Below are 23,548 nucleotides of genomic sequence, written 5' to 3' on the forward strand. Positions count from 1 at the left end.
AATCCCCCATGTCTGCTAGTGTCGCGCCGGTTTACCGTCTACCGGAATAGCCGCCATGGCCCGCAAAAAAGTTGCACTCGATTTCGAACAATCCCTCGCCGACCTGCAAGCCCTGGTCGAGCGTCTGGAGAACGGCGAGTTGTCGCTGGAAGACTCGTTGACGGCGTTTGAGCAAGGCATCGGCCTGACCCGCGACTGCCAGAGCGCGCTCGCGCAGGCGGAGCAGAAGGTGCAAGTGCTGCTGGAGCGTGACGGGGAGTTGGCCGAAGAACCTTTCGATGCGGAACAGCCGGAATGATCGACGCGTATCAGGCCAGTAGCCAAGCCCGGGTCAATGCGGCGCTGGAGCCCTTGTTTGTTGCGCCAAGCCCTGAACTCAAGCGTCTTTACGAAGCCATGCGCTACAGCGTGATGAATGGCGGCAAGCGCGTGCGTCCGTTGCTGGCGTATGCGGCGTGTGAAGCCTTGGGCGCAGCCGCTGAGCAGGCCAATGGCGCGGCCTGTGCGGTGGAGTTGATCCACGCCTATTCCCTGGTGCATGACGACTTGCCGGCGATGGACGACGACGATTTGCGTCGCGGCCAGCCGACCACTCACAAAGCCTTTGATGAAGCCTGCGCGATCCTCGCCGGCGATGGCCTGCAAAGCCTGGCGTTCAGCGCACTGCTGGACCCGGCGCTGAGCAGCGTCAATGCCGAGATCCGTTTACGCATGGTCACGGCGCTGGCCGTGGCAGCGGGCCCGGCCGGGATGGTCGGCGGCCAGGCCATCGACTTGGGGTCGGTGGGCCGGAAGCTTGATCAACAGGCGCTGGAATACATGCACCGCCACAAGACCGGTGCCTTGATCGAAGCCGCCGTACACCTGGGCGCCCTGGCCAGTGGGCGTGCGCAAGCCGCTCAATTGGCGGCGCTGAAGACCTACGCGCTGGCCATCGGCCTGGCGTTCCAGGTGCAGGACGATATTCTCGACGTAGAAAGTGACACTGCCACTCTGGGCAAACGCCAAGGTGCCGATATCGCACGGGATAAACCGACATATCCTGCACTGCTCGGGCTGGAAGCCGCCAAGGCCTATGCCCTGGAGCTGCGTGACCAGGCCCTGGACGCCCTGCGACCTTTCGACGCGGCGGCCGAGCCACTTCGTGACTTGGCGCGGTATATCGTCGAACGCCGGCACTGATAACGGCGGCCTTTGCGGCCGCATATCGGCCAAGTTGGGCGCTCTGCGTGGGCAGTTCGCGATGCTTGAGGTAAACTGCCGCCTCTTCTATACCTATAACGATTCGCCTGATGCCCACGACGTTTCAAGAGATTCCCCGCAAGCGCCCGTCCACGCCCCTGCTTGACCGTGCTGTCACGCCGGCCGGCCTGCGTCGATTGGGTGAAGCCGAGCTGGAAACCCTGGCCGATGAGTTGCGCCTGGAATTGCTCTACACGGTCGGCCAGACCGGTGGGCATTTTGGCGCCGGCCTGGGCGTCATCGAGCTGACCATCGCCCTGCATTACGTGTTCGACACCCCGGATGACCGGCTGGTGTGGGACGTGGGCCATCAGGCGTATCCGCACAAGATCCTCACGGGTCGCCGCGAGCGCATGGGCAGCCTGCGCCAGAAGGACGGCATTGCCGCCTTCCCGCGCCGCGCCGAGAGCGAGTACGACACCTTTGGCGTCGGCCACTCCAGTACCTCGATCAGCGCCGCGCTGGGCATGGCGATTGCCGCCCGCCTGCAAGGCAGTGATCGCAAGGCGATTGCGGTGATTGGTGATGGCGCGCTGACCGCCGGCATGGCCTTCGAAGCGCTCAACCATGCGCCGGAAGTGGACGCCAACATGCTGGTGATCCTCAACGACAACGACATGTCGATCTCGCGCAATGTCGGCGGCCTGTCCAACTACCTGGCCAAGATCCTCTCCAGCCGCACCTATGCCAGCATGCGCGAAGGCAGCAAGAAGGTCCTCTCGCGTCTGCCTGGCGCGTGGGAAATTGCCCGTCGTACCGAAGAATACGCCAAGGGCATGCTGGTGCCCGGCACCCTGTTCGAAGAGCTGGGCTGGAACTACATCGGCCCGATCGACGGCCACGACCTGCCGACCCTGATCGCCACGCTGCGTAACATGCGTGACCTCAAGGGGCCGCAGTTCCTGCACATCGTCACCAAGAAAGGCAAAGGCTTCGCCCCGGCGGAAGTCGACCCGATCGGCTACCACGCCATCACCAAGCTGGAGCCGGTGGACGCGCCTGCCGCTGCGCCGAAAAAGGCCAGCGGGCCGAAGTATTCCGGTGTGTTCGGCGAATGGCTGTGTGACATGGCCGCCGCCGATCCGCGCTTGGTGGGCATTACCCCGGCGATGAAGGAAGGCTCCGACCTGGTCGCGTTCAGCGAGCGCTTCCCACTGCGTTATTTCGACGTGGCGATTGCCGAGCAGCACGCGGTGACGTTCGCCGCCGGCATGGCCTGTGAAGGTGCCAAGCCGGTGGTAGCGATCTATTCCACTTTCCTGCAACGCGGTTATGACCAGCTTGTTCACGATGTGGCGGTGCAGAACCTCGACGTGCTGTTTGCCATCGACCGCGCAGGCTTAGTGGGCGAAGACGGCCCGACTCACGCCGGCAGCTTCGACCTGTCCTACCTTCGCTGCATCCCCGGCATGCTGGTAATGACGCCAAGCGACGAGAACGAACTGCGCAAGATGCTCAGCACCGGCCACCTGTACAACGGCCCGGCGGCCGTGCGTTACCCGCGCGGTAATGGCCCGAATGCGGTGATCGAGAAGGATCTTGAGCCTATCGAGATCGGCAAGGGCATCGTGCGTCGCCAAGGCAGCAAGACCGCATTCCTGGTGTTTGGCGTGCAACTGGCCGAAGCCTTGAAAGTCGCCGAGAAGATCGACGCCACCGTGGTCGACATGCGCTTCGTCAAACCCCTGGATGAAGCCTTGGTACGTGAGATTGCCGGCAGCCACGAATTGCTGGTGACCGTCGAAGAAAACGCCATCATGGGCGGCGCCGGTGCGGCAGTCAGCGAGTTCCTGGCGCGGGAGAACATCCTCAAGTCGGTGCTGCACCTGGGCTTGCCGGATGTGTACGTCGAACACGCCAAGCCGGCGCAGATGCTGGCGGAATGCGGGTTGGATGAAGCCGGCATTGAGGCATCGGTGCGCGAGCGCATGGCGCTGCTGGGCCTGTAACCCAATCTCCCGGCTGAAACGGGGACTAAAATGTGGGAGCGGGCTTGCTCGCGAAAGCGGTGTATCAGTCACTACTTATGTGGCTGCCTCACCTCTTTCGTGAGCAAGCCCGCTCCCACATTGGTTTTGTGTCAATTTTAACAGCCGTGGACCGTTCATGAATCGCCTCTGCGTCGCCCTGCCCCTGCTGCTGCTAACCTCCCCGGACCTGCTCGCCGACACCCGCGACGACGCCCTGAAACTTCCCAACGTGGTCATCAGCGCGAACCGCCAGGTGCAGGCACGCAACGACAGCAGCGCCGCCAACACGGTGTTCACCCGTGACGACATCGACCGCCTGCAACCCACCAGCGTCACCGACCTGCTCAGTCGCGTGCCTGGCGTGCAGGTCGCGCCTACCGGTGGCCGTGGCAGCCTGCCGGGGATCTACATTCGCGGCACCAAATCCGCGCAAAGCCTGGTATTGGTGGACGGCCAACGTATCGCCAATACCACCTCCGGCGACAGCGGCTTGCAATACCTGAACGTCGACCAGATTGAACGAGTGGAAGTGCTGCGCGGCTCACGCTCGGTGATCTACGGCAGCGATGCGATTGGCGGGGTGATCCAGGTGTTTACCCGCCGGAATACCGAGCAAGGCCTGCAACCACGCCTGAAGTTGGGCTTTGGCAGCAACCAGACCTGGGAGCGCAGCCTTGGCCTGTCCGGCGGCGATGAACACACCCGTTTCAACCTCGGCGCGAGCCTGGATGACACCGCGGGTATCAACTCGACGCATACATCATTCCCCAGCGATGGCGACCATGACGCCTACCGCAATCAGTCCCTCAGCCTGAACCTCAGCCATTCCTTCAGCGATGAGCTGGAGGCCGGTTTCAACCTGTTGGATAACCGCGGCAAGTCAGAGTACGACAACAGTTTCGGCCGCTACGACGCCACTACCGGGCGAACGCTGGGGCAAAAGCCCTACACCAACTACACCGTCAGCAGTGCCAGCGGCTATGTCGATGCCAAGCTCAACGAGCGCTGGCAATCACGCCTGGAGTTAGGCCACAGCGAGAACCGCGATACCAAGCGCGACACCCTCAGTGACGATTTCAGCGTGTTCAACACCTACCGCGACTCGGTCAACTGGCAGAACGACCTGACGCTGAACGACCGGAACAGCCTGATTCTCGGCGGCGACTGGTATGAAGACCGCTTCCACGGCTCCACCCTCTTTACCGAAAACAGTCGCTGGAACCGCGCGGCCTTTGTGCAGCATCGGTTCAAGGGTGATTGGTTTTCCACGGAACTGGGCCTGCGACGTGACCAGAACCAGCAGTTCGGTGGACAGAATAGCTGGAGCGGCACCCTGACCTTGCCGGTCAACCCGGACAACGATGTGTTGCTGAGCTACAGCGAAGGCTTCCGTGCGCCGACCTTCAACGACCTGTATTACCCGGATACGAAGTACAGCAACCCCAACCTGCAGCCCGAAACCTCAAAGAGCTACGAACTGCAATGGCGCAGCCAGTTGAGCGACAGCACACGCCTGGAAGCCTCGCTGTACCGCACCGACTTGAGCGATGCGATCATCCTCGACCGCTCCGGCAAGCCGCAGAACGTGGCGTCAGCGCGCATCAACGGCTTTGAAGCCGCGCTCAAGCAGGAGCTGTTCGGCTGGCAAGGCAACCTGGGGCTGTCGATCATCGACCCACGCGACCGCGACAGCGGACACACCTTGGCCCGCCGGGCGCGGCGTACGTTGAATCTGGATCTGGATCGGCAGTTCGACAAACTGGGGGTGGGCGCCAGTTGGCAGGCCATCAGCAGCAGTTATGACGATGAAGACAACACCCACCGCCTGGGCGGATATGCCTTACTGGGATTGCGCAGCAGTTGGGCGCTGAATCGGGAAGTGGCGTTGTCGTTGAAGGTCGACAACTTGCTGGATAAGACTTATGCACGGGCGCGCTATAGCTATAACGACCCGACATACGCCAATAATCAGGATTACCGAGAGGAAGGCCGGGTGTGGATGGTTGGGGTGACTTGGACACCGGAAATTTGATCGTCGCCTGTACAGGCCTCTTCGCGAGCAAGCCCGCTCCCACAGGGCAAACGCATTCCAAATGTGGGAGCGGGCTTGCTCGCGAAAGCGGTATCACTTGTTAGGTGCAATCACCTGACACAGCCGCGCCACCGCCTCCAGCATCTGCCCGCTGGGCCGCTCCAGGCCTTTGTCTGGCACCAACCGCACCCGCTCCGCCATCGCTGGCCAGACCTTCCAGGCCTCCCTCTGCGCTTGATCCCCGACCAAAATCAATTCGGGGTCACGCTGCAACACCGACTCGATGCTCACCTGCGGCGCCGGCAGCTTGAGATCGTCGAACACATTGCGCGCCCCGCACACACTCAACGCATCGCTGATGATTTGCCCGCCGCCCACGGTATACAGCGGCTGGTTCCATACCTGGTAAAACACGCGCAATGGTTCGACACGCTGATAGCGCTGACGCAGGTCGGCCAAGCGTTGGCGCAAGTGCGCGGCCAATTGACGACCGGACTCAGGGCGCCCCAATTGCTCGGCGATCGCCTGGACTTGGGTGGTGAGCTGTTCAAGGCTATGGGGTTCGGCGACATAAATCGGGATGTTCAGGCGCTGCAATTGCTCACGCTGGGCCGGGCCGACGCTGCCGGGCCACAGCAGGATCAGGTCGGGCTTGAGGCTTAGCAGGCGCTCCATGTCCAATTGGCCGTAATGCCCCACCGACGGCACTTGCGCCAGGGCAACCGGACGATCGCCGCCGTCGAGCACACCCACCAGCAAGTCGGCGGCGCCCAGTTCGACGACGATTTCAGACAGGGACGGCGCCAGGCTGACCACCCGCTCGGCCGCCAAAGCCTGAGCACAGAACGCCAGCAGCAGGACCGCCAGCCAGTGACGCCTCATCCTAATTGACGGGGGATGCGGTAAAGGTAAAACAGCACCAGCGTCGACAGCGCCAGCAGGAACAGCGGCACGGCTTCCAAGCCAACGAACACGGCCAGCGCGCCGATCCAGGCCGGCACAGCCGCCACCAGCAACGCCGTGCGCCGACGGGCCGCCAGGGTGATCCAGGCAGCCGGCTCTTCGGGGGTATCGAGGGCTTTGGAGGTGGCGATCAACGCGTGTTTATAGCCGTTGAAGTAACGCAGGCTAAGAAACATCGAGGCCACGCCGGCAATGAAGAACGGCATGGCCAATACTGGCAGCAAGGACTCCGCCTGACCAAACACCAGGTTGATCACGAACAGGGGGAACAACGCCAGGGCCAGGTACTGCCACCAGTTGAAGGACAGTCGCCGTTTCACCTGGCCACGGGTCACGCGCGGTCGACCTCGCCCTGATGCTCGTTGCCCATCATGTGGTCGAGCTTGCTGGCCTTGGTGGCCAGGTAGAGCTTGTTGTGCGGGTTGTGCCCGGTATGCAGCGGCACACGCTCGGCCACGGTGATGCCCATCTCGGTCAACGCTTTGACCTTGCGCGGGTTGTTGGTCATCAGGCGCAGGGATTTCACGCCCAGATGCTCCAGCATCGGCAGGCAGATCGCGTAGTCACGCTGGTCGGCGGCAAAGCCCAGGCGCTCGTTAGCCTCGACGGTGTCGGCGCCGCCATCTTGCAGCTCGTAGGCGCGGATCTTGTTCATCAGGCCAATGCCACGACCTTCCTGACGCAGGTACAGCAACACGCCGCGACCTTCACGGGCGATGGCCCGCATGGCGGCTTCCAGTTGCGAACCGCAGTCGCAACGCTGGCTGAACAACGCGTCGCCGGTCAGGCATTCGGAATGCACACGACCCAGCACCGGCGCGCCATCAGCGATATCGCCCAGGCTCAGCACAACGTGCTCGCGCCCGGTGGCGTCTTCGAGGAAGCCGTTAATGGTGAACGTGGCAAAAGGGGTAGGCAGCTTGGAAGCGGCGACGAAAACGACGGGCACCGTGTGCTCCTGATTTCAGTTTTTACGATGGCGGCCATTGTAACAGCAGCTTCCTACGGACGCTTAAGCTGAATTATCGCTGATAAAGATCAATCGGTTCGATTGGCCTTCTTATTGATTCTATGTAGACGTGCGCTTGCTCGCGCCTACTTAGAACGGATATGGCTGTTTCCAGCGTTCAAAAATCGCCTTCAACGCGCCGCTTTTCACCAGAACAGCCATGCGTTGGTCGAATACAGCCATCAAGGCGCGACCTCGTTCATTATCGGCAAACCCGATATAAAGCGGGATTTCGGCGATGTGGGTCAGTCTGAATCTGGACGTGTCATCAGCCTGATTGAGCACGTACTGGGCCTCGGTCAGCGCATCGATGTAGAAGTCGGCTCGCGCGTGTTCCAGCATCGGCAAAATGCCGTCGCGGCGCTCGATTTGGTTGAAGCGCTGCACAGTGGGCAAGTACTCCTCGTACTTGTAGCCACGCACCCAGGCCAGGCGGTAATTACCCAGCGTAGCCAGCGTCGGCGCCGGCGTGCCGGCCAGGCCGAGGGCGTAGATGTGGTCGGAATCGAAATTCCAATGGGGGTACAGCACCCCGGTGGCTTCCTCACGATAGGAACCGACCCAGCCATCCACTTCGCCGCGCTGGGCCAGGCCGACCGAGCGGGTGTAGGGCACTGAACGCGTCTGCAGCGTTATTCCGGCGGGTTCAAACACCTGGCGCAGTACGTCCCAGGCCAGGCCGCTGCCATTTTTGTTGGTGTAGTCGTTCCACTCCTCACTGGCCAACACGACCTTGCCGGGCGCGTCCTGCGCCTGGACGACCGCCGTAAAGACACACAGCACTATCAGCAGCCAACGGCGCACATCCATGGTGGCGACCTCCTACAGGGCCTTGCATCCGTGATTACGCGATAAAGGGTAGCGCAGCGCACCGACTCAGGGGGTCTGCTGAAAGTGTTGATAACCATGGATGGCTGGCGTGATGTCGTGCCCCTTGCCGTCGAGCAGCGTCACGCCCTGCCCCGCCTCGACCCGGCCGATCACATGGACCGGCCAGCCGTCGGCCAGCAACGATGCCAGCTCGTCGGATGGCAAGGTGAACACCAGCACGTAGTCGTCGCCCCCGCTCAGGGCCGCGACGCGCGCCGCATCCTCGCCGACAAACGCCAACAATGCCTGGGACAAGGGCAAGCGCTGGCGTTCGATCAACAGGCTGACAGCCGAGGCCGTGGCGATATGCCCGCAATCGGCCAAGAGACCGTCGGAAATATCCATGGCAGCCGTGGCCTTGCCGCGCAGTGCCAGCCCCAGGGCCAACTGCGGCTGCGGCGACCAGTAGTGGGCCAGTAGCGGATCGGCAATGGCCGCGTCAGCATTGCGCTGGCCCAATACCAACGACAACGCGCCGGCGGCATTGCCCAATTCACCGCCGACACACAGCAGGTCACCCGGCCGCGCACCGCTGCGGGTCAAGGCTTGCCCGGCGGGTACGCGACCAAACACGGTCAGGGTCAGGCTCAAGGGGCCACGGGTGGTATCGCCGCCCACCAGGCCCACGCCGCAGCGCTGCGCCATGAGGTTCAAACCCTCGGCATAGCGTTGCAGCCAATCGGCATTGACGGTCGGCGTGGTCAGGGCAAGGGTAAACGCGAGGGGATGGGCGCCCATGGCGGCCAGGTCGCTGACTGCCACGGCCAACGAGCGCTGGCCCAGCAGGAACGGGTCGCAGGGGTCGGCAAAATGCACCCCGGCCACCAATGTATCGGTGGAGACTGCCAGCTGCTCCCCGGCAGGGAGCGCCAGCAAGGCGCAGTCGTCACCGATCCCCAAGGCAATGCCCTCGCCGCCCTGCGCACAAGGCGCGGCGGCGAAGTAGTTGCGGATCAGCTCAAACTCGCCCATTCAGGTCCCAAGCGCGGTTTAGCGCTTGTACGCCTTCACTTCGGCTTCACGCAGGCGCGGAGCCAGCTTGTCGAGCACGCCGTTGACGAACTTGTGGCCGTCGGTCGAACCGTAGACTTTCGCCAACTCGATACCTTCGTTGATTACCACGCGGTACGGCACGTCGACGCGATACAGCAGTTCCCAGGCAGACAGCCGCATCACGCACAGCTCAACCGGGTCCAGCTCTTCGATGGTCAGGTCCAGGCAAGGTGCCAGGGCTGTATCGATCTCGGTCAGGTGGGCATGTACACCGTGCAGAATGTCGTGGAAGTACGGCAGGTCGGCGAAGGTAAAATCGTTGTCGACGCGAAACTGTGCTTCGATCTCGTTCAACGAAGCGCCCGCCAGGTGACGCTGATACAGCGCCTGGGTCGCCAACTGACGAGCAGCGCGACGCTTCTCGTTCTTGGATGGCTTGCCAGCATCGGCTGGACGTGGCTCGCGCGGGTTGAAGTTGTCGCTCTCGTCGGAAATCACTTGGCCTCCAACTGCGACAGCAGGCTGACCATTTCCAGGGCGGACAGGGCAGCTTCAGCGCCTTTGTTGCCGGCCTTGGTGCCGGAACGCTCGATGGCTTGCTCGATGGAATCCACCGTCAGCACGCCGAAAGCGACGGGTACGCCGAACTCCATGGACACCTGGGCCAGGCCCTTGGTGCATTCACCTGCCACGTATTCGAAATGCGGAGTACCGCCACGAATGACCGCGCCCAGGGCGATGATCGCCGCGTATTCACCCTGCTGAGCAACTTTTTGCGCAACCAGTGGAATTTCGAAGGCGCCAGGGGCGCGGATGAGGGTGATATCGCTCTCGCTCACACCGTGGCGAACCAAGGCGTCCACGGCACCGCTTACCAGGCTTTCAACCACGAAGCTGTTGAAGCGGCCAACCACCAGGGCGTAGCGGCCTTTGGGGGCGATGAAGGTACCTTCGATGGTCTTCAGGGTCATTCGACAAATCTCTTAAAGAGCCGGGACGCGTGTATGACGCGTCCCTTAGTGATATTTGAACCACGAACAAGGGGCGAAAATCGCCAGCCTTTATTCGGAGGGCACGTATTCTACTACTTCCAGGTCGAAACCGGATATCGCATTAAATTTCATTGGCGCACTCATCAGGCGCATTTTGCGCACGCCCAGGTCACGCAGGATCTGCGAACCGGCACCGACGATGCTGTAGGTGGTCGGTTTTTTCACTGGCGCGTGATCAGCCGTTTCGCGGATATGCGCCAGCAAGACATCGCCATCCAACGGGTGACCGAGCAACAGCACCACACCACTGCCGGCCTCGGAAACCGCAGTCATGGCGGCGCGCAGGCTCCAGCGGCCGGGCTGCTTGACCATCAACAGGTCGCGCAATGGGTCCATGTTGTGCACGCGCACCAAGGTCGGCTCTTCGGCGCAAATGGTGCCCAGAGTCAGGGCCATGTGCACGTCACCTTCCACTGAATCACGGTAGGTCACCAGATTGAATTGGCCCAATTCGCTGTCCAGTGGCTGCTCGGCAATCCGCTGAACGGTACGTTCGTGGATCATGCGGTAGTGAATCAGGTCGGCGATGGTGCCGATCTTGAGGTTGTGCTCGGCGGCAAACGCCTCGAGTTCGGTGCGACGGGCCATGGTGCCGTCGTCGTTCATCACTTCGCAGATCACCCCGCTCGGCTCGAAACCGGCCATGCGCGCCAGGTCGCAGGCGGCTTCGGTGTGGCCGGCGCGGGCCAGGGTTCCGCCGGGCTGGGCCATCAGTGGGAAGATGTGGCCGGGGCTGACGATGTCTTCGGCCTTGGCGTCTTTCGCGGCGGCGGCCTGCACGGTGCGTGCACGGTCAGCAGCAGAGATACCGGTGGTGACGCCGGTGGTGGCCTCAATCGATACGGTGAACTTGGTGCCAAAACCCGAGCCATTGCGAGGTGCCATCAACGGCAGCTTGAGCAATTCACAACGCTCACGGCTCATGGGCATGCAGATCAACCCGCGCGCGTGCTTGGCCATGAAGTTGATGTGCTCAGGCAAGCAGGCCTCGGCGGCCATGATGATGTCGCCTTCGTTCTCGCGGTCTTCGTCATCCATCAGGATGACCATCTTGCCTTGGCGGATGTCTTCAACCAGTTCTTCGATGCTATTGAGCGCCACGCGGCACCCCCTTGGTCAGGATTTCAGGTAGCCGTTAGCGGCCAGAAAACTTTCGGTGATGTTACCGGTGGCGGGCTCTGCGGCCTTATCGCCCAGCAACAGGCGCTCCAGGTAACGGGCAAGCAAGTCCACTTCCAGGTTCACCCGGCGACCCGGCTGGTAAGACGCCATGATGGTTTCGCTGAGGGTGTGGGGAATGATGGTCAGTTCAAACTCGGCGCCATTCACGGCGTTCACGGTCAGGCTGGTGCCGTCGACGGTGATCGAGCCTTTGTGGGCGATGTACTTGGCCAATTCTTTCGGCGCGCGGATGCGAAACTCCACGGCACGCGCGTTTTCGCTGCGGGCAACCACTTCGCCGACGCCGTCGACGTGGCCGCTGACCAGGTGACCACCGAGACGGGTGGTGGGGGTCAGGGCTTTTTCCAGGTTGACCGGGCTGCCGGCCTTGAGGTCGTTCATCGCGGTGCAATCCAGGGTTTCCCGGCTGACATCAGCGGCAAAACCATTGCCCGGCAGTTCGATGACGGTCAGGCAAACGCCGCTGACGGCAATACTGTCGCCCAGCTTGACGTCACCCAGGTCGAGCTTGCCGGTTTCAACCAGCAGGCGTACGTCGCCGCCTTTTGGGGTCATTGCACGGATGCTGCCGATGGATTCGATAATGCCGGTGAACATTTCGTTCTCCTGAAAACGAGGGGCTGACGCGCAAGCGCAGGCCGGGAATTATACGCTCGCTGCTGGCACAGGGATGGCAGTGACTCGCCAGTCGTCGCCTACAGCGCGCATTTCAGTGATCTTGAGTTGGGGGGCGTTGGCCAGTTTCTCAAGCGGCCAGTCCAACAAAGGCCGGGCGGCGGAGCCGAGGAACTTGCCGGCGATGAAAATCACGTATTCATCCACCAGGCCTTGCTGGGCAAACGCACCGGCCAGGCTTGGGCCGGCCTCCACCAACACTTCATTGACGCCACGGGCTGCCAGCGCGACCAGCGCCGAGCGCAGGTCGACCTGACCATCGACGCCCGGTACCACCAGGCACTCGGGGCCACGGGGAAACTGGTTTTCCGGGGTTACGCAGGTGATGACCAGCGCCGGCCCGGCCTTGAAGAACGGCGCATTGAGCGGCACGCGCAGGCGGCCGTCGATCAACACCCGCAACGGCGGACGTGACATGGCCAGGGCGGTGGTGGCTTCGTCCAGGCCGAGTTCGGCGGCGCGCACGGTCAGGCGTGCCCCGTCGGCCAGCACCGTATCGGCGCCGGTCAGCACCACGCTGGCCTCGGCGCGCAGGCGCTGCACGGCGGCGCGAGCGGCGGGGCCGGTGATCCATTGGCTTTCGCCGTTGGCCATCGCGGTGCGGCCGTCCAGGCTCATCGCCAGCTTGACCCGCACGAAGGGCAGGCCGTGTTCCATGCGCTTGAGGAAACCTGGATTCAGCGCGCGCGCTTCAGCTTCCAGCACCCCGCTACGGACCTCAATACCGGCCTGAGCCAAGCGCTGCATGCCGCGCCCCGCCACTTCGGGATTCGGGTCCTGCATGCCAGCCACAACGCGAGCGACACCCGCAGTGACCAACGCATCAGCGCAGGGCGGCGTATGCCCGTGGTGGCTGCACGGTTCGAGGGTCACATACACCGTGGCGCCACGGGCCCTGGCACCAGCGGCGCGCAGGGCATTGGGCTCGGCATGGGGTTCGCCGGTTCGCTCATGCCAGCCTTCGCCGACAATCTGCCCGTCACGTACAATCACGCACCCCACACGCGGGTTGGGATGGGTGGTGTACAGGCCCTTGCGCGCCAGTTCCAGGGCACGGGCCATGTAATGGGCGTCGAGCACAGCTTGTTCGGCAGGCAGTGGGTTCATTCTTTGGCAGGCTCACGGGCCAGGCGGTCGATCTCTTCGCGGAACTCGTTGAGGTCCTGGAAGCGTCGATACACCGAGGCGAAACGGATATAGGCAACTTCGTCGAGCTTTTGCAGCTCGCCCATCACCAGTTCTCCAACCACCAGGCTCTTGACCTCGCGCTCACCGGTCGCACGCAACTTGTGCTTGATATGCACCAGCGCCGCCTCCAGCCGCTCGACACTCACCGGGCGTTTTTCCAGGGCGCGCTGCATACCGGCGCGCAGTTTTTCTTCGTCGAAAGGCTGGCGGCTACCGTCGGATTTGATCAGACGTGGCAATACCAGTTCGGCGGTTTCAAAGGTGGTGAAACGTTCACCGCAGGCCAGGCATTCGCGCCGGCGACGCACTTGATCGCCCTCGGCGACCAGACGCGAGTCAATGACCTTGGTGTCGTTGGCACCGCAGAAGGGACAGTGCATGGTGGGCAGGCAACAAATAAAGGGAGGGCCATGGTAGCGCATCCCCGTGGCAAGACAAGCCATAGCCTTTACGGTATATAGGCTGACTATTATGTTTCATATTTTTTTAGCCACGGATTTTGTCCTTTCTGGAGCCGTACATGCAGTTACGACCACTTGTTTTGCTCACCGTGTTCAGTTTCCTGGTCGCCTGCAGCAGCGAAGCCCCCAAGCCGGCCGCACCTCAACCCACTCCCGCGCAAGAGAAAAAAGTACCTGGCATTGAAGACCTGGGTCCCCTGCCCGCCTATCAACGGGAAATCAGCGGCAGCCTGACCAACATTCCGGCGGGTGCCGAAGTCGAGATGGCGCTGCTGGTGATCGACGACCGTTCGCGCCCGCAACAATTGCTGGCCAGCAGCGTATTGAGCGGCAACGGCAAGCCCCTGGCCTTTCGCCTGCGCTTCAACCCCGAAGCCTTCCCGGCCGGCGCGCGGGTTGAACTGCGTGGCCGCGCCAGCCAATCCGGCCAGTTGATCCTGCACCTGCCCGCCGTGCGTGTGACCCAGGCGATCAACCAGTCCACCGGCCCCCTGCAACTCGTCAAGGCACCATGACGCCACCGCTGGACCTGCAAGCCGCGCTGAGCGGACTGATCGGCGACGCGCAACTGGTGCCCTGCCCGCTGCCGGGCACCGCGTTGTCGTTATGGCTGCTGGATGCGGACAACATGGACCGTGCCTTCAGCCCCGAGGAAACCCGGCGCATCCTGCATGAACCGCCCTACTGGAGTTTTTGCTGGGCCAGCGGCCTGGCGCTGGCGCGGTACCTGGCGGCGAACCCTGAGTGGGTTGCGGGCAAGCGCGTGCTGGATTTTGGCGCGGGTTCAGGTGTTGCAGGGATTGCGGCGGCCAAGGCCGGCGCACGGGAAGTGGTGGCCTGCGACCTCGACCCACTGGCGTTGGCGTCCTGTCGAGCGAATGCCGAACTCAACGGCGTAGCACTGGGTTATTCGGCGGACTTCTTCGCCGAAGCCGACCGTTTCGACCTGATCCTGGTCGCCGATGTGCTCTACGACCGGGCGAACCTGCCGTTGCTGGATCAATTCTTGACCCGTGGCCGTGAAGCGTTGGTGGCGGATTCGCGGGTGAGGGATTTTCAGCACTCGGATTATCAGCGGCTGGAGATCCTTGATGCATTGACGTTGCCGGACTTGGCGGAGCCTTGGGAATTTCGCAAGGTAAGCCTGTACCATTCGCGGCGCGCATGAGACCTTCGCGAGCAAGCCCGCTCCCACACTTGGGCCCGTTCCCCTTGTGGGAGCGGACTTGCTCGCGAAAGCGGTGCCAACTCCACCGCACTTTCAGCCAACCGCGCCAGCCCTTATAGTTGCCCCATTCCCGCTTTATTCGAGACGCCCGATGAGTGAACCCACGCCGTACATCTTCGATGTCACCACTGCCACGTTCGACCAGGCGGTAATCCAGAACTCCTTCGAGAAACCCGTGCTGGTGGATTTCTGGGCCGAGTGGTGCGCGCCCTGCAAGGCGTTGATGCCGATGCTCGCGAAGATTGCCGAGAGTTATCAGGGCGAGTTGCTGTTGGCCAAGGTCGATTGCGAGGCCGAGCAGGACATCGTCGCGCGTTTTGGCATTCAAAGCCTGCCGACGGTGGTGCTGTTCAAGGATGGCCAGCCGGTGGACGGGTTTGCCGGGGCGCAGCCGGAGTCGGCGGTGCGGGCGCTGTTGGAGCCCCATGTACAGATGCCACCACCGGCGGCGGCGAATCCGTTGGAGCAGGCCCAGGCGTTGTTTGCCGAAGGTCGCATCAGCGATGCCGAAGCGGTGCTGGTGGCGCTGTTGGGCGAGGACAATACCAACGCTGCGGCGCTGATCCTGTACGCACGCTGCCTGGCCGAACGCGGTGAATTGGGCGAAGCCCAGACCGTGCTGGACGCGGTTAAAAGCGACGACCACAAAGCCGCCCTCGCCGGTGCGAAGGCACAGATCACCTTCCTGCGTCAGGCTGCCGACCTGCCGGACGCCGCCGACCTGAAAAGCCGCCTGGCGCAAAACCCGCAGGACGACGAAGCCGCCTATCAACTGGCGATCCAGCAACTGGCGCGTCAGCAGTACGACGCGGCGCTGGAAGGTTTGCTCAAGCTGTTCATCCGCAACCGCAGCTACAGCGAAGGCCTGCCGCACAAGGCCTTGCTGCAGGTGTTCGAACTGCTGGGCAACGATCACCCACTGGTGACCGTGTACCGCCGCAAGTTATTTGCCGCGCTGTACTAATCGCCGACCCAGCTGTACAGCGGCGTATCCCCGCCGCTGGCAACCTTCACCTGGGCGCTATGGCGCAGGCGCACCAACAGGCGCTTGCCCGCCGAAGCGTCGCCGGCCAAGCCTTCCAACTGGTCAAGCAGCTCCAGGCCACTGAGTTGCCCTGCCTCGCGCAACAGGTCCTGGGCACTCTGCCATAGATCATCATTGTGTTTGACCGGAGCCACCGGCGCAGCCGTCGCGCTGGCCACGGGCGTCGCCTGCAACTGTGCGCCGAGCCGCGCCCAGTCGCCGTCGTCCAGCTCCAGGGTCAAATCCACCGGCAGGTCGCCGACGGTTCCACGAATTCGCAACATCGTCCTTACTCCTGCAGTTTTCTGACAGGCATGCTCCCATGCGGCTTGCGCAACGCCAAGCGGGCGGTCAAACTCTGGGCGCATTGTTATAAGATCACATAACAAAACTTTCATGTTCTGGAGCCTTCTCATGCGCCGTCTGTTGCTTGCTTTGCCGTTTGCCCTGCTGCCATTGGCGGTTGCCCACGCTCATGATGATCACGACCATGAACACCCTAGCCTTGGTGCCCATGAACACGGCGTGGGCCGTCTCAACGCGGTGCTCGACGGCCAGGCCCTGGAGCTGGAGCTGGATAGCCCGGCAATGAACCTGGTGGGTTTCGAACACCTGGCCACCACCCCGGCAGACAAAGCCAAGGTCGCCGCCGTGCGCAAACAGCTGGAAAACCCTGTCGCCCTGTTCAACCTGCCTAAAGCCGCCGGTTGTGTGGTCAGCAGCCAGGCACTCAACAGCCCGCTGTTCGGCGACAAGCCCGAGGCCGACCATGATGACGATGATGACCACGCCACCGACGGCAAAGGCGCGGCCGCCCACGAACACCATCACGACCACAGCGAAATCCACGCCCACTACCAATTCACCTGCGCCACGCCGACGGCCTTGAGCAACCTCGACCTGACCCAGGTGTTCAAGACCTTCCCCGCCACCCAGAAAATTCAGGTACAACTGATCGGCCCGAGTGGCCAGCAAGGGGTTGACGCAACGGCCACAGCAGCCACCCTGAAGTTCTGATTTGGCTGTGGGAGCTGGCTTGCCTGCGAAGGGATCGCCTCGGTCTGTCTGCAAAAACCGAGTCGCCCGCATCGCAGGCAAGCCAGCTCCCACAATGGATCGGCGTCATTTTCCACCACCAGGCAATACTGATTTCCCATGACCCACGCATTGATCGAACTGTCTGACCTGGGCTTCAACTGGCCCAATCACCCACAGTTGCTGGACATCCCTGCGTTCCGCCTGGAAGCAGGAGAAACCCTGTTTCTCAAGGGCCCGAGCGGCAGTGGCAAAACCACATTGCTGGGCCTGCTTGGCGGGGTGCAGAAACCCAGCCGGGGCAGTATCCGCCTGCTCGGCCAGGAACTGACCGAGCTTTCGGCTGGCGCGCGCGATCGTTTTCGCGTCGACCACACCGGCTACATTTTCCAGCAGTTCAACCTGCTGCCGTTCTTGTCGGTACGCGAGAACGTCGAGTTGCCCTGCCACTTTTCCACACTGCGTGCGCAACGGGCGAAACAGCGCCACGGCAGTGTCGACCAGGCCGCCGCCGCTTTACTCGCGCACCTGGGATTGAAAGACAAATCCCTGCTGGAGCGCCGCGCCGACTCACTTTCCATCGGCCAGCAGCAGCGGGTGGCCGCCGCCCGTGCGTTGATCGGCCAACCGGAACTGGTGATCGCTGACGAACCCACCTCGGCCCTGGACCACGACGCCCGCGAAGCCTTCCTACAGCTGTTGTTTGCCGAATGCCGTGAAGCCGGCGCCAGCCTGTTGTTTGTCAGCCATGACCAGAGCCTGGCTTCGCTGTTCGACCGCAACCTGTCGCTGGCCGAACTCAATCGCGCCGCCACGCCCGCAGAGGTTTGAGATGTATCTGTTCCGTCTAGCCATGGCCAGCCTGGCTAACCGCCGCTTTACCGCGATCCTCACCGCATTCGCCATCGCCCTGTCGGTGTGCCTGTTGCTGGCGGTGGAGCGCGTGCGCGTTGAGGCGCGCAACAGTTTCGCCAGCACCATCAGCGGCACCGACCTGATCGTCGGTGCGCGCTCAGGTTCGGTGAACCTGCTGCTGTACTCGGTGTTCCGCATTGGCAATGCCACCAACAACATCCGCTGGGACAGCTTCGAGCATTTCGCCGCCAGCCCTCAGGTGAAATGGGCGATCCCGATTTCCCTCGGCGACTCCCATCGCGGCTACCGTGTGATGGGCACCAATGAATCCTACTTCGAACATTACCAATACGGCCGCAAGCAAAACCTCGAACTGGCCAGCGGACGCGCCTTCGCCACCGACCCGTTTGAAGTGGTGCTCGGTGCAGAAGTCGCCGACGCGTTGCATTACAAACTCGGCGACAAACTGGTGCTGGCCCACGGCGTAGCCGTGGTCAGCCTGGTGAAGCACGATGACAAGCCCTTCACCGTAGTCGGCATCCTCAAGCGCACCGGCACACCGGTGGATCGCACGTTGCACATCAGCCTCGGCGGCATGGAGGCGATCCACATCGACTGGCACAACGGCGTGCCGGCCCAGGGCAAAGGCCGCATCAGTGCCGACCAGGCGCGCAACATGGACCTCACGCCGCAGGCCATCACCGCGTTCATGCTGGGCCTGAACAACAAGATTTCCACCTTCGCCCTGCAACGGGAAATCAACGAGTTCCGTGGCGAGCCGATGCTGGCGATCCTGCCCGGCGTGGCGCTGCAAGAGTTATGGAGCATGATGGGCACCGCCGAAAAAGCGCTGTTCGTGATCTCGCTGTTCGTGGTGCTTACCGGCTTGATCGGCATGCTCACAGCGATCCTCACCAGCCTCAACGAACGCCGCCGCGAAATGGCGATTTTGCGCTCTGTAGGTGCGCGCCCTTGGCATATCGCGACGTTGCTGATCTTCGAAGCCTTCGCCCTGGCGCTGTCCGGCGTGGTAGCCGGCGTTGGTTTGCTTTACGTGTGCATCGCCGCCTCACGCGGGTATCTGCAGGCCAATTACGGCCTGGACCTGCCGATGTCCTGGCCGAGCGAATATGAATGGACGCTGCTCGCCGGTATCCTGGCCGCCGCACTGTTGATGGGCAGCGTGCCCGCGTGGCGTGCCTATCGGCAATCCCTGGCCGATGGCCTGTCCATACGTTTATGAGGAAGGCCTTGATGCGTCGCGTCCTGTTTGCATTGTTTCTGCTGATCGCGCTGCCCGCCTGGGCCGCCGAGCCCAAAGAGCTGACCTGGTCGGAACTGATCCCACCGGATGCCGAGCCGGAAGTGCCGAACATGCAACCGCTGCACAATCTCTCCGGCATGGCGGATGCCCTGGAGTCGGCACCGGCTGCCAAGCAGGAAATGCCCAACGCGCCGGTGGTGCCAGGGCTCAATGGCCAGCACATTCGCTTGCCCGGCTACATCGTGCCACTGGAGGTCAGCGAAAACGGGCGCACCACCGAGTTCTTGCTGGTGCCGTATTTCGGCGCGTGCATCCATGTCCCGCCGCCGCCCTCGAACCAGATCGTGCATGTCAAAAGCGAAATCGGCGTGAAACTCGATGAGCTGTACCAGCCGTACTGGATCGAAGGCGCGATGCAGGTCAAGCCATCCACCAGCGAGCTGGCCGATGCCGGTTACCAGATGGAAGCCGAGAAGATTTACATGTACGAACTGCCGGAATAGCGCTGATCGCCCTTTCATTGAGCTGAGTCAAAAGACCGGGCGGAACGATCTTTACCATTGGACGTACAACTTTTAAACGTCCTTTGGAGCTCCCATGAACAAGTCTCTGCTCGGCGCGTCCCTCTTCGCGCTCGCCCTCGTCGCCCCCGTCGTACACGCTCATGAAGCGGGTGACATTCTGGTGCGTGCCGGTGCAATCACCGTGAACCCGAAGGCGGACAGCGGTCACGTCAAAGTTGACCAGGGTCCATTGGCGGGCGCCAACCTGGGCGGCAAGGCGACCATGAGCAGCGATACCCAACTGGGTCTGAACTTCGCCTACATGCTGACCAACCACGTCGGTATCGAACTGCTGGCCGCGACGCCGTTCGAGCATGATGTGAAGATCAAGAACACCGCCCTTGGCGCCGCCAACGGCAAGCTCGGCACCCTGAAACACCTGCCGCCGACCCTGAGCATCGTGTACTACCCACTGGACAACAAGTCGGCCTTCCAGCCGTACGTGGGCGCCGGTATCAACTACACCTGGATCTACGACGAACACGTCGGCAGCCGTGCTCAAGGCGCCGGCTTCAGCAACTTCAAGGCTGAAAACTCCTGGGGCTGGGCCGCGCAGATTGGCGCGGACTACATGATCAACGACAAGTGGATGATCAACGCCCAGGCGCGCTATATCGACATCAGCACCAAGGCGACCGTGGACAACAATGCCCTAGGCCAAGGCACCCGCGCCAAGGTCAATGTGGACGTGGATCCGATGGTTTACATGGTGGGTATCGGCTACAAGTTCTAAGCAACACTGCATAACCAATGTGGGAGCGGCGCACCGCCGCTCCCACATTTGGTTTTGCGTGTATTCAGCTGTGGCGGTAGAAACGATCCAGCAACGCCGGCAGCCCGGCCCGCCATGCCCGTGGCTTGATGCCGAAGGTGTGGAGGATTTTCTTGCAGGCGAGTACCGCGTGTTGCGGTTCTTCGCTCGCATCCGGCCGGGCCGCGTGGGCCTGGGCGGTGGGGGATTCGATCGCCAGCAGATGGTAGCTGCGCGCTTCGGTGAGGATCGCCTGGCCCAGCGCCAACGGCGTGGTCGCCTCTTGGCCGGCATAGTGATAGGTGCCCCACAGCGGCGCCGCACAATCGAGCTGCTTGAGCACCGAGATGATCACCCGCGCGGCATCGTCCACCGGCGTCGGATTGCCGCGACGGTCGTCCGCCATCAGCAATTCATCCGGTTTCTCCGCCCGGGCCAGGAAGCGTCCGAGGGTGCCGTCAGCGCTGTCATCCAGCAGCCAGCCAAACCGTAGCAACACATGTTGCGGGCAGGTGGCGCGCACACTTTGCTCGATGCGCCACAACGCCTGGCCGCGCAGGCCCAGGGGCACCGGCTCGTCCTTTTCGCTGTAGGCGGTAGCGCGGGAGCCATCGAACACGCGGTAGCTGGACGGTTGCAGCAGGGTGATGTTGTGGTGCTGGCACAGCTCGGCCAGGCGCTCGATGGCGAACTCTTGGCCAGCCAGGCGGGTTTCGCTGACCGCTTCGGCCTGGAACCAGTCGAAATAGTAGGCGAGGTTGATCAACGCATCGGGACGGGTGTCGTCGAGCAATTGGGTGAGGCTCGCGGCATCCCAGCCGTCTTGGGGCGGTTTGGGTGCGAGGAAACCGATGTCTTCCTCTGCACCGAGGCGAATCAGCGCCTGCCCGAGGGCATTCCCGCCGCCCAGTAACATAAGGCGCATTCGCATAGATTGAGCAGGCCCGGTCAGTATGGAACGATGGTTATTAGGTATTTATCAGAATCGTTGCATTTTGCGGGTTTGTAGCGCAACCGTCACGGATTAACTATCTTCGCGCCAGCCTCGGTAGGTTCATGCTCAAGGGCCGTCCGCGCAGGCACCAGAACCTGCTGTGGATAAGTCTGCGCGAAATGCACCTCGCCACAGTTATCCACAAGCTTTTTCAAGCGCTGGTTGAACGCGCGACTCACCGCATATTGCCCGCCCGACACCGTGCGAAACTGCGCAGTGAGCACCACGCCATTAAGGTCCATCTTGTCGACGCCAAACACCTCCAGCGGCCCTTGCAGGTTGTACTTGAGGAACACGTCATCACGGATCGACTGCCCCGCCTCGCGGATCAGCTCCACCGCCTTGTCCACGTCCGTGTCGTAAGTGAACTGCACCGAGAAGAACGCATACGCAAATTGCCGCGACTGGTTGGTGACTGCCTTGATTTGCCCGAACGGCACCGAGTGCACAAAGCCCTTGCCATCGCGCAGGCGCAGGGTGCGAATCGTCAGGCCTTCGACGGTGCCGGCGTGGCCCGAGTCGAGCACCACCCAGTCGCCAATGGACAGGGTGTCTTCGATGATGATGAACAGCCCGGTGATCACGTCCTGCACCAGTTGTTGCGAGCCGAAACCAATGGCCAGGCCGACCACCCCGGCACCGGCCAGCAGCGGCGCGACGTTGATCCCGAGATTGGCCATGGTAGTGATCGCGCAGATCACCACCAGAATGATCTTCACCGCATTGCGCAGCAGCGGCAGGATGGTTTTCACCCGCGTGCTGGGCTGGCGACTGGAGCGTTTGTTGACCGGCGGTTTCAACGCTTCCTGGATAGCCGTGTCGAGCACCACCCAGAACAGCCAGGTCATCAGCAGGATCAGGCCGATGCTGCTGAGAGAATCACTGATCGCCCGACCCACCGAATTGCGTTGGGCGAACTCGAACAGCGACACCCCCCAGATCCGCCCGAGGATCTCGATAAACGCGATGGCCATGACAATACGCAGGATCGCGTGCAACAGGCTGAGGAAGCGTTCCTTGTAGCCACTGCTGCGCTGGATCGCCACCTGGCTGCGCGACTTGAACAGGTGTTGCAACACCGTGCTGAGAAACACCGTGCCGATCAGCAGGATCGTGGTGAACAGCGCGCAACGCAGGGTCTTCTGATTATCGTCGCCGGCGCCGATCAGGTTGATTGCCGAGACCAGCACCATCAGCAGAATCGGCCAATACCACAACCCGGAAAACACCCGCAGTGATTGCTGCAACGCCGGATGTTTGAGGCGTTGGGCCAACGGCCGGTTACGAATCAGATGAGCCACCGGCCGACGCAGTCGTACCACCAGCACGCCGAAGATCACCGCCGCGAACAAACCGGTAAACACCGCGATACTGCTGGTGATATTGCCACCGAGCTGGCGAGCGATCTGGGGGCTGGTCAACGCATCGCTGAGGGCCGCGAGAAAGCCGATCAGGAACAGCGGTTTGGGGCAGTAGCTGCGAATAATCCGAACCGCCGGGCGCTTGTGTCCGACATTGAACATGACAATGACGCACAACAGCATCGAGGTGGAAAAAATGCCGCTGCTGGTGGCGTAGGCAAAACACAGCGCCAGCGCGCGACCTATGGAGGTGGGTAAAAAGTGGCTGACATACAAGGTCAGCGGCAGGCAAATCAGCGCAGGAATCGTATAGGGAATCACGTACCCGAGCACCGCCAGCAGGCGCTCGCGCCGCTCGAAGAAAGTGCGACGGCCCAAGCGCTGCACGATAAACCGCCCCAGGAGCGTCAGCACCACAAAAGCCCCGCACCACACGCCGGACAGCAACAGGAAATCCCCCGCCACGCTCCAGGGTGAGCGCGCAGCCGTCTGATTGACCAACCGCCCGACCTCATCGGCCGCTCGGTCCGCCCGCAGGCGCCACTCATCGATCAGGTTCTGATTGAGATCGAGCTTTTGCTGTACGTCATCAATGCTGGAACTGATCGCCCCCAGCAAACCGCCCTCCACCAGCAATTCCGGCTTCGCCGGCGCTTCAGGTTCAGGCGCCGTGGCCGCAGCCTGTAGCGCGCCACTGCCGCAGAACAGCAGCGCGCCGAGCAGTAATGCAGTCTTTAGATTCAGCAAAACACCGGGCTCCTTCAGAAGGGTCTGTAAGGAACTGACGGGTTTGGGCGTTGATCGTTCCCCTTCAGCGACATCTTTATGCCGTCTGT

General features: G+C 62.3%; 26 protein-coding genes. 12 read left to right on the forward strand and 14 right to left on the reverse strand.

The features are described 5' to 3' along the window. The first annotated feature begins 55 nt into the window (after positions 1 to 55). From AC4PS7_RS25255 to AC4PS7_RS25270, 4 genes are all read left to right on the forward strand, one after another. Complete coding sequence (locus tag AC4PS7_RS25255) at positions 56 to 298, forward strand: exodeoxyribonuclease VII small subunit (RefSeq protein WP_003194556.1); 243 nt, start codon at positions 56 to 58, stop codon at positions 296 to 298. Next, entirely contained in the window at positions 295 to 1,182 is an 888-nt protein-coding gene (gene ispA / locus AC4PS7_RS25260; protein WP_010206824.1) for a (2E,6E)-farnesyl diphosphate synthase, read from the forward strand. The genes AC4PS7_RS25255 and ispA overlap by 4 nt, the downstream gene beginning before the upstream one ends. A 110-nt stretch (positions 1,183 to 1,292) precedes the next feature. Then, positions 1,293 to 3,191 carry a 1-deoxy-D-xylulose-5-phosphate synthase gene (dxs, locus tag AC4PS7_RS25265; RefSeq protein WP_010206825.1) on the forward strand — a complete coding sequence of 633 codons (1,899 nt, stop codon included), beginning with the start codon at positions 1,293 to 1,295 and terminating at the stop codon, positions 3,189 to 3,191. Between the two features lie 157 nt (positions 3,192 to 3,348). Beyond that, positions 3,349 to 5,244: a TonB-dependent receptor domain-containing protein gene (locus AC4PS7_RS25270; RefSeq protein ID WP_492179815.1), complete on the forward strand. Its 1,896-nt coding sequence runs from the start codon at positions 3,349 to 3,351 to the stop codon at positions 5,242 to 5,244. A gap of 93 nt (positions 5,245 to 5,337) precedes the next feature. On the opposite strand, the gene AC4PS7_RS25275 is transcribed toward AC4PS7_RS25270, so the two are convergent. From AC4PS7_RS25275 to nrdR, 11 genes are all read right to left on the reverse strand, one after another. Then, entirely contained in the window at positions 5,338 to 6,126 is a 789-nt protein-coding gene (locus AC4PS7_RS25275) for a cobalamin-binding protein (protein ID WP_044287958.1), read from the reverse strand. Next, the gene (locus AC4PS7_RS25280) at positions 6,123 to 6,542 is read right to left on the reverse strand and encodes a nuclear FMR1 interacting 1 family protein (RefSeq protein ID WP_010206829.1); all 420 of its coding nucleotides are present in this window, start codon (positions 6,540 to 6,542) and stop codon (positions 6,123 to 6,125) included. Before AC4PS7_RS25280 ends, AC4PS7_RS25275 begins: the two co-directional genes overlap by 4 nt. Then, entirely contained in the window at positions 6,539 to 7,156 is a 618-nt protein-coding gene (gene ribA, locus AC4PS7_RS25285; protein ID WP_010206831.1) for a GTP cyclohydrolase II, read from the reverse strand. Before ribA ends, AC4PS7_RS25280 begins: the two co-directional genes overlap by 4 nt. Positions 7,157 to 7,306: 150 nt before the next feature. Continuing rightward, positions 7,307 to 8,026: a substrate-binding periplasmic protein gene (locus AC4PS7_RS25290; protein WP_492179816.1), complete on the reverse strand. Its 720-nt coding sequence runs from the start codon at positions 8,024 to 8,026 to the stop codon at positions 7,307 to 7,309. Between the two features lie 66 nt (positions 8,027 to 8,092). Beyond that, on the reverse strand, positions 8,093 to 9,058 hold the full coding sequence (gene thiL / locus AC4PS7_RS25295; RefSeq protein ID WP_045791584.1) for a thiamine-phosphate kinase: 966 nt from the start codon (positions 9,056 to 9,058) through the stop codon (positions 8,093 to 8,095). Positions 9,059 to 9,076: 18 nt separating this feature from the next. Next, a complete protein-coding gene (gene nusB / locus AC4PS7_RS25300; protein WP_010206836.1) occupies positions 9,077 to 9,577 on the reverse strand; it encodes a transcription antitermination factor NusB in 501 nt (166 codons plus the stop codon). After that, the gene (gene ribH / locus AC4PS7_RS25305; RefSeq protein WP_003194576.1) at positions 9,574 to 10,050 is read right to left on the reverse strand and encodes a 6,7-dimethyl-8-ribityllumazine synthase; all 477 of its coding nucleotides are present in this window, start codon (positions 10,048 to 10,050) and stop codon (positions 9,574 to 9,576) included. Before ribH ends, nusB begins: the two co-directional genes overlap by 4 nt. 90 nt (positions 10,051 to 10,140) lie before the next feature. Continuing rightward, a complete protein-coding gene (ribBA, locus tag AC4PS7_RS25310) occupies positions 10,141 to 11,232 on the reverse strand; it encodes a bifunctional 3,4-dihydroxy-2-butanone-4-phosphate synthase/GTP cyclohydrolase II (protein ID WP_010206838.1) in 1,092 nt (363 codons plus the stop codon). Between the two features lie 15 nt (positions 11,233 to 11,247). Continuing rightward, positions 11,248 to 11,910: a riboflavin synthase gene (locus AC4PS7_RS25315; RefSeq protein ID WP_010206841.1), complete on the reverse strand. Its 663-nt coding sequence runs from the start codon at positions 11,908 to 11,910 to the stop codon at positions 11,248 to 11,250. 48 nt (positions 11,911 to 11,958) lie between these two features. After that, on the reverse strand, positions 11,959 to 13,095 hold the full coding sequence (ribD, locus tag AC4PS7_RS25320; RefSeq protein ID WP_010206842.1) for a bifunctional diaminohydroxyphosphoribosylaminopyrimidine deaminase/5-amino-6-(5-phosphoribosylamino)uracil reductase RibD: 1,137 nt from the start codon (positions 13,093 to 13,095) through the stop codon (positions 11,959 to 11,961). Then, the gene (gene nrdR / locus AC4PS7_RS25325; protein ID WP_010206843.1) at positions 13,092 to 13,556 is read right to left on the reverse strand and encodes a transcriptional regulator NrdR; all 465 of its coding nucleotides are present in this window, start codon (positions 13,554 to 13,556) and stop codon (positions 13,092 to 13,094) included. Before nrdR ends, ribD begins: the two co-directional genes overlap by 4 nt. Positions 13,557 to 13,696: 140 nt before the next feature. On the opposite strand from nrdR, the gene AC4PS7_RS25330 reads away from it, so the two are divergent. The 3 genes from AC4PS7_RS25330 (at position 13,697) to trxA (ending at position 15,829) form a co-directional block, all read left to right on the forward strand. After that, complete coding sequence (locus AC4PS7_RS25330; protein WP_187517165.1) at positions 13,697 to 14,152, forward strand: YbaY family lipoprotein; 456 nt, start codon at positions 13,697 to 13,699, stop codon at positions 14,150 to 14,152. Beyond that, positions 14,149 to 14,805, forward strand: coding sequence for a class I SAM-dependent methyltransferase (locus tag AC4PS7_RS25335; protein WP_069673120.1), 657 nt, complete (start codon positions 14,149 to 14,151; stop codon positions 14,803 to 14,805). The genes AC4PS7_RS25330 and AC4PS7_RS25335 overlap by 4 nt, the downstream gene beginning before the upstream one ends. A gap of 151 nt (positions 14,806 to 14,956) precedes the next feature. Beyond that, complete coding sequence (gene trxA / locus AC4PS7_RS25340; protein ID WP_010206846.1) at positions 14,957 to 15,829, forward strand: thioredoxin; 873 nt, start codon at positions 14,957 to 14,959, stop codon at positions 15,827 to 15,829. On the opposite strand, the gene AC4PS7_RS25345 is transcribed toward trxA, so the two are convergent. Continuing rightward, a complete protein-coding gene (locus AC4PS7_RS25345) occupies positions 15,826 to 16,173 on the reverse strand; it encodes a hypothetical protein (protein ID WP_010206848.1) in 348 nt (115 codons plus the stop codon). The two genes, trxA and AC4PS7_RS25345, sit on opposite strands and share 4 nt — an antisense overlap. Positions 16,174 to 16,303: 130 nt before the next feature. On the opposite strand from AC4PS7_RS25345, the gene AC4PS7_RS25350 reads away from it, so the two are divergent. The 5 genes from AC4PS7_RS25350 (at position 16,304) to AC4PS7_RS25370 (ending at position 20,339) form a co-directional block, all read left to right on the forward strand. Next, on the forward strand, positions 16,304 to 16,906 hold the full coding sequence (locus AC4PS7_RS25350; protein ID WP_010206849.1) for a DUF2796 domain-containing protein: 603 nt from the start codon (positions 16,304 to 16,306) through the stop codon (positions 16,904 to 16,906). A 138-nt stretch (positions 16,907 to 17,044) separates the two neighbouring features. Further along, positions 17,045 to 17,755, forward strand: a complete 711-nt coding sequence (locus AC4PS7_RS25355; protein WP_021492985.1) for an ABC transporter ATP-binding protein — start codon at positions 17,045 to 17,047, stop codon at positions 17,753 to 17,755. A gap of 1 nt (position 17,756) precedes the next feature. Next, complete coding sequence (locus AC4PS7_RS25360) at positions 17,757 to 19,022, forward strand: ABC transporter permease (RefSeq protein WP_010206853.1); 1,266 nt, start codon at positions 17,757 to 17,759, stop codon at positions 19,020 to 19,022. A gap of 11 nt (positions 19,023 to 19,033) precedes the next feature. Continuing rightward, complete coding sequence (locus tag AC4PS7_RS25365) at positions 19,034 to 19,546, forward strand: DUF3299 domain-containing protein (protein ID WP_010206854.1); 513 nt, start codon at positions 19,034 to 19,036, stop codon at positions 19,544 to 19,546. A 94-nt stretch (positions 19,547 to 19,640) separates the two neighbouring features. Continuing rightward, a complete protein-coding gene (locus tag AC4PS7_RS25370) occupies positions 19,641 to 20,339 on the forward strand; it encodes an OmpW/AlkL family protein (protein ID WP_010206855.1) in 699 nt (232 codons plus the stop codon). A 64-nt stretch (positions 20,340 to 20,403) separates the two neighbouring features. On the opposite strand, the gene AC4PS7_RS25375 is transcribed toward AC4PS7_RS25370, so the two are convergent. Together AC4PS7_RS25375 and AC4PS7_RS25380 are read right to left on the reverse strand one after the other, a co-directional pair. Beyond that, the gene (locus tag AC4PS7_RS25375) at positions 20,404 to 21,288 is read right to left on the reverse strand and encodes a sugar nucleotide-binding protein (protein WP_010206856.1); all 885 of its coding nucleotides are present in this window, start codon (positions 21,286 to 21,288) and stop codon (positions 20,404 to 20,406) included. An 86-nt stretch (positions 21,289 to 21,374) separates the two neighbouring features. Continuing rightward, a complete protein-coding gene (locus tag AC4PS7_RS25380) occupies positions 21,375 to 23,459 on the reverse strand; it encodes a mechanosensitive ion channel family protein (RefSeq protein ID WP_492179817.1) in 2,085 nt (694 codons plus the stop codon). Between the last annotated feature and the right edge of the window lie 89 nt (positions 23,460 to 23,548).

The organism is Pseudomonas sp. DW-iso3 (genome assembly GCF_058725305.1).

What these genes read in the sequence shown, in the direction of transcription:
- thiL (WP_045791584.1), bottom strand. Translation starts at nt 9,058, where the DNA reads ATGGGCGAGTTTGAGCTGATCCGCAACTACTTCGCCGCCGCGCCTTGT.
- AC4PS7_RS25335 (WP_069673120.1), top strand. Translation starts at nt 14,149, where the DNA reads ATGACGCCACCGCTGGACCTGCAAGCCGCGCTGAGCGGACTGATCGGC.
- AC4PS7_RS25375 (WP_010206856.1), bottom strand. Translation starts at nt 21,288, where the DNA reads ATGCGAATGCGCCTTATGTTACTGGGCGGCGGGAATGCCCTCGGGCAG.
- AC4PS7_RS25330 (WP_187517165.1), top strand. Translation starts at nt 13,697, where the DNA reads ATGCAGTTACGACCACTTGTTTTGCTCACCGTGTTCAGTTTCCTGGTC.
- AC4PS7_RS25365 (WP_010206854.1), top strand. Translation starts at nt 19,034, where the DNA reads ATGCGTCGCGTCCTGTTTGCATTGTTTCTGCTGATCGCGCTGCCCGCC.
- nrdR (WP_010206843.1), bottom strand. Translation starts at nt 13,556, where the DNA reads ATGCACTGTCCCTTCTGCGGTGCCAACGACACCAAGGTCATTGACTCG.
- AC4PS7_RS25360 (WP_010206853.1), top strand. Translation starts at nt 17,757, where the DNA reads ATGTATCTGTTCCGTCTAGCCATGGCCAGCCTGGCTAACCGCCGCTTT.
- AC4PS7_RS25345 (WP_010206848.1), bottom strand. Translation starts at nt 16,173, where the DNA reads ATGTTGCGAATTCGTGGAACCGTCGGCGACCTGCCGGTGGATTTGACC.
- AC4PS7_RS25270 (WP_492179815.1), top strand. Translation starts at nt 3,349, where the DNA reads ATGAATCGCCTCTGCGTCGCCCTGCCCCTGCTGCTGCTAACCTCCCCG.
- AC4PS7_RS25275 (WP_044287958.1), bottom strand. Translation starts at nt 6,126, where the DNA reads ATGAGGCGTCACTGGCTGGCGGTCCTGCTGCTGGCGTTCTGTGCTCAG.
- ribD (WP_010206842.1), bottom strand. Translation starts at nt 13,095, where the DNA reads ATGAACCCACTGCCTGCCGAACAAGCTGTGCTCGACGCCCATTACATG.
- ribH (WP_003194576.1), bottom strand. Translation starts at nt 10,050, where the DNA reads ATGACCCTGAAGACCATCGAAGGTACCTTCATCGCCCCCAAAGGCCGC.
- ispA (WP_010206824.1), top strand. Translation starts at nt 295, where the DNA reads ATGATCGACGCGTATCAGGCCAGTAGCCAAGCCCGGGTCAATGCGGCG.
- AC4PS7_RS25290 (WP_492179816.1), bottom strand. Translation starts at nt 8,026, where the DNA reads ATGGATGTGCGCCGTTGGCTGCTGATAGTGCTGTGTGTCTTTACGGCG.
- dxs (WP_010206825.1), top strand. Translation starts at nt 1,293, where the DNA reads ATGCCCACGACGTTTCAAGAGATTCCCCGCAAGCGCCCGTCCACGCCC.
- AC4PS7_RS25315 (WP_010206841.1), bottom strand. Translation starts at nt 11,910, where the DNA reads ATGTTCACCGGCATTATCGAATCCATCGGCAGCATCCGTGCAATGACC.
- AC4PS7_RS25350 (WP_010206849.1), top strand. Translation starts at nt 16,304, where the DNA reads ATGCGCCGTCTGTTGCTTGCTTTGCCGTTTGCCCTGCTGCCATTGGCG.
- trxA (WP_010206846.1), top strand. Translation starts at nt 14,957, where the DNA reads ATGAGTGAACCCACGCCGTACATCTTCGATGTCACCACTGCCACGTTC.
- AC4PS7_RS25355 (WP_021492985.1), top strand. Translation starts at nt 17,045, where the DNA reads ATGACCCACGCATTGATCGAACTGTCTGACCTGGGCTTCAACTGGCCC.
- AC4PS7_RS25370 (WP_010206855.1), top strand. Translation starts at nt 19,641, where the DNA reads ATGAACAAGTCTCTGCTCGGCGCGTCCCTCTTCGCGCTCGCCCTCGTC.
- AC4PS7_RS25255 (WP_003194556.1), top strand. Translation starts at nt 56, where the DNA reads ATGGCCCGCAAAAAAGTTGCACTCGATTTCGAACAATCCCTCGCCGAC.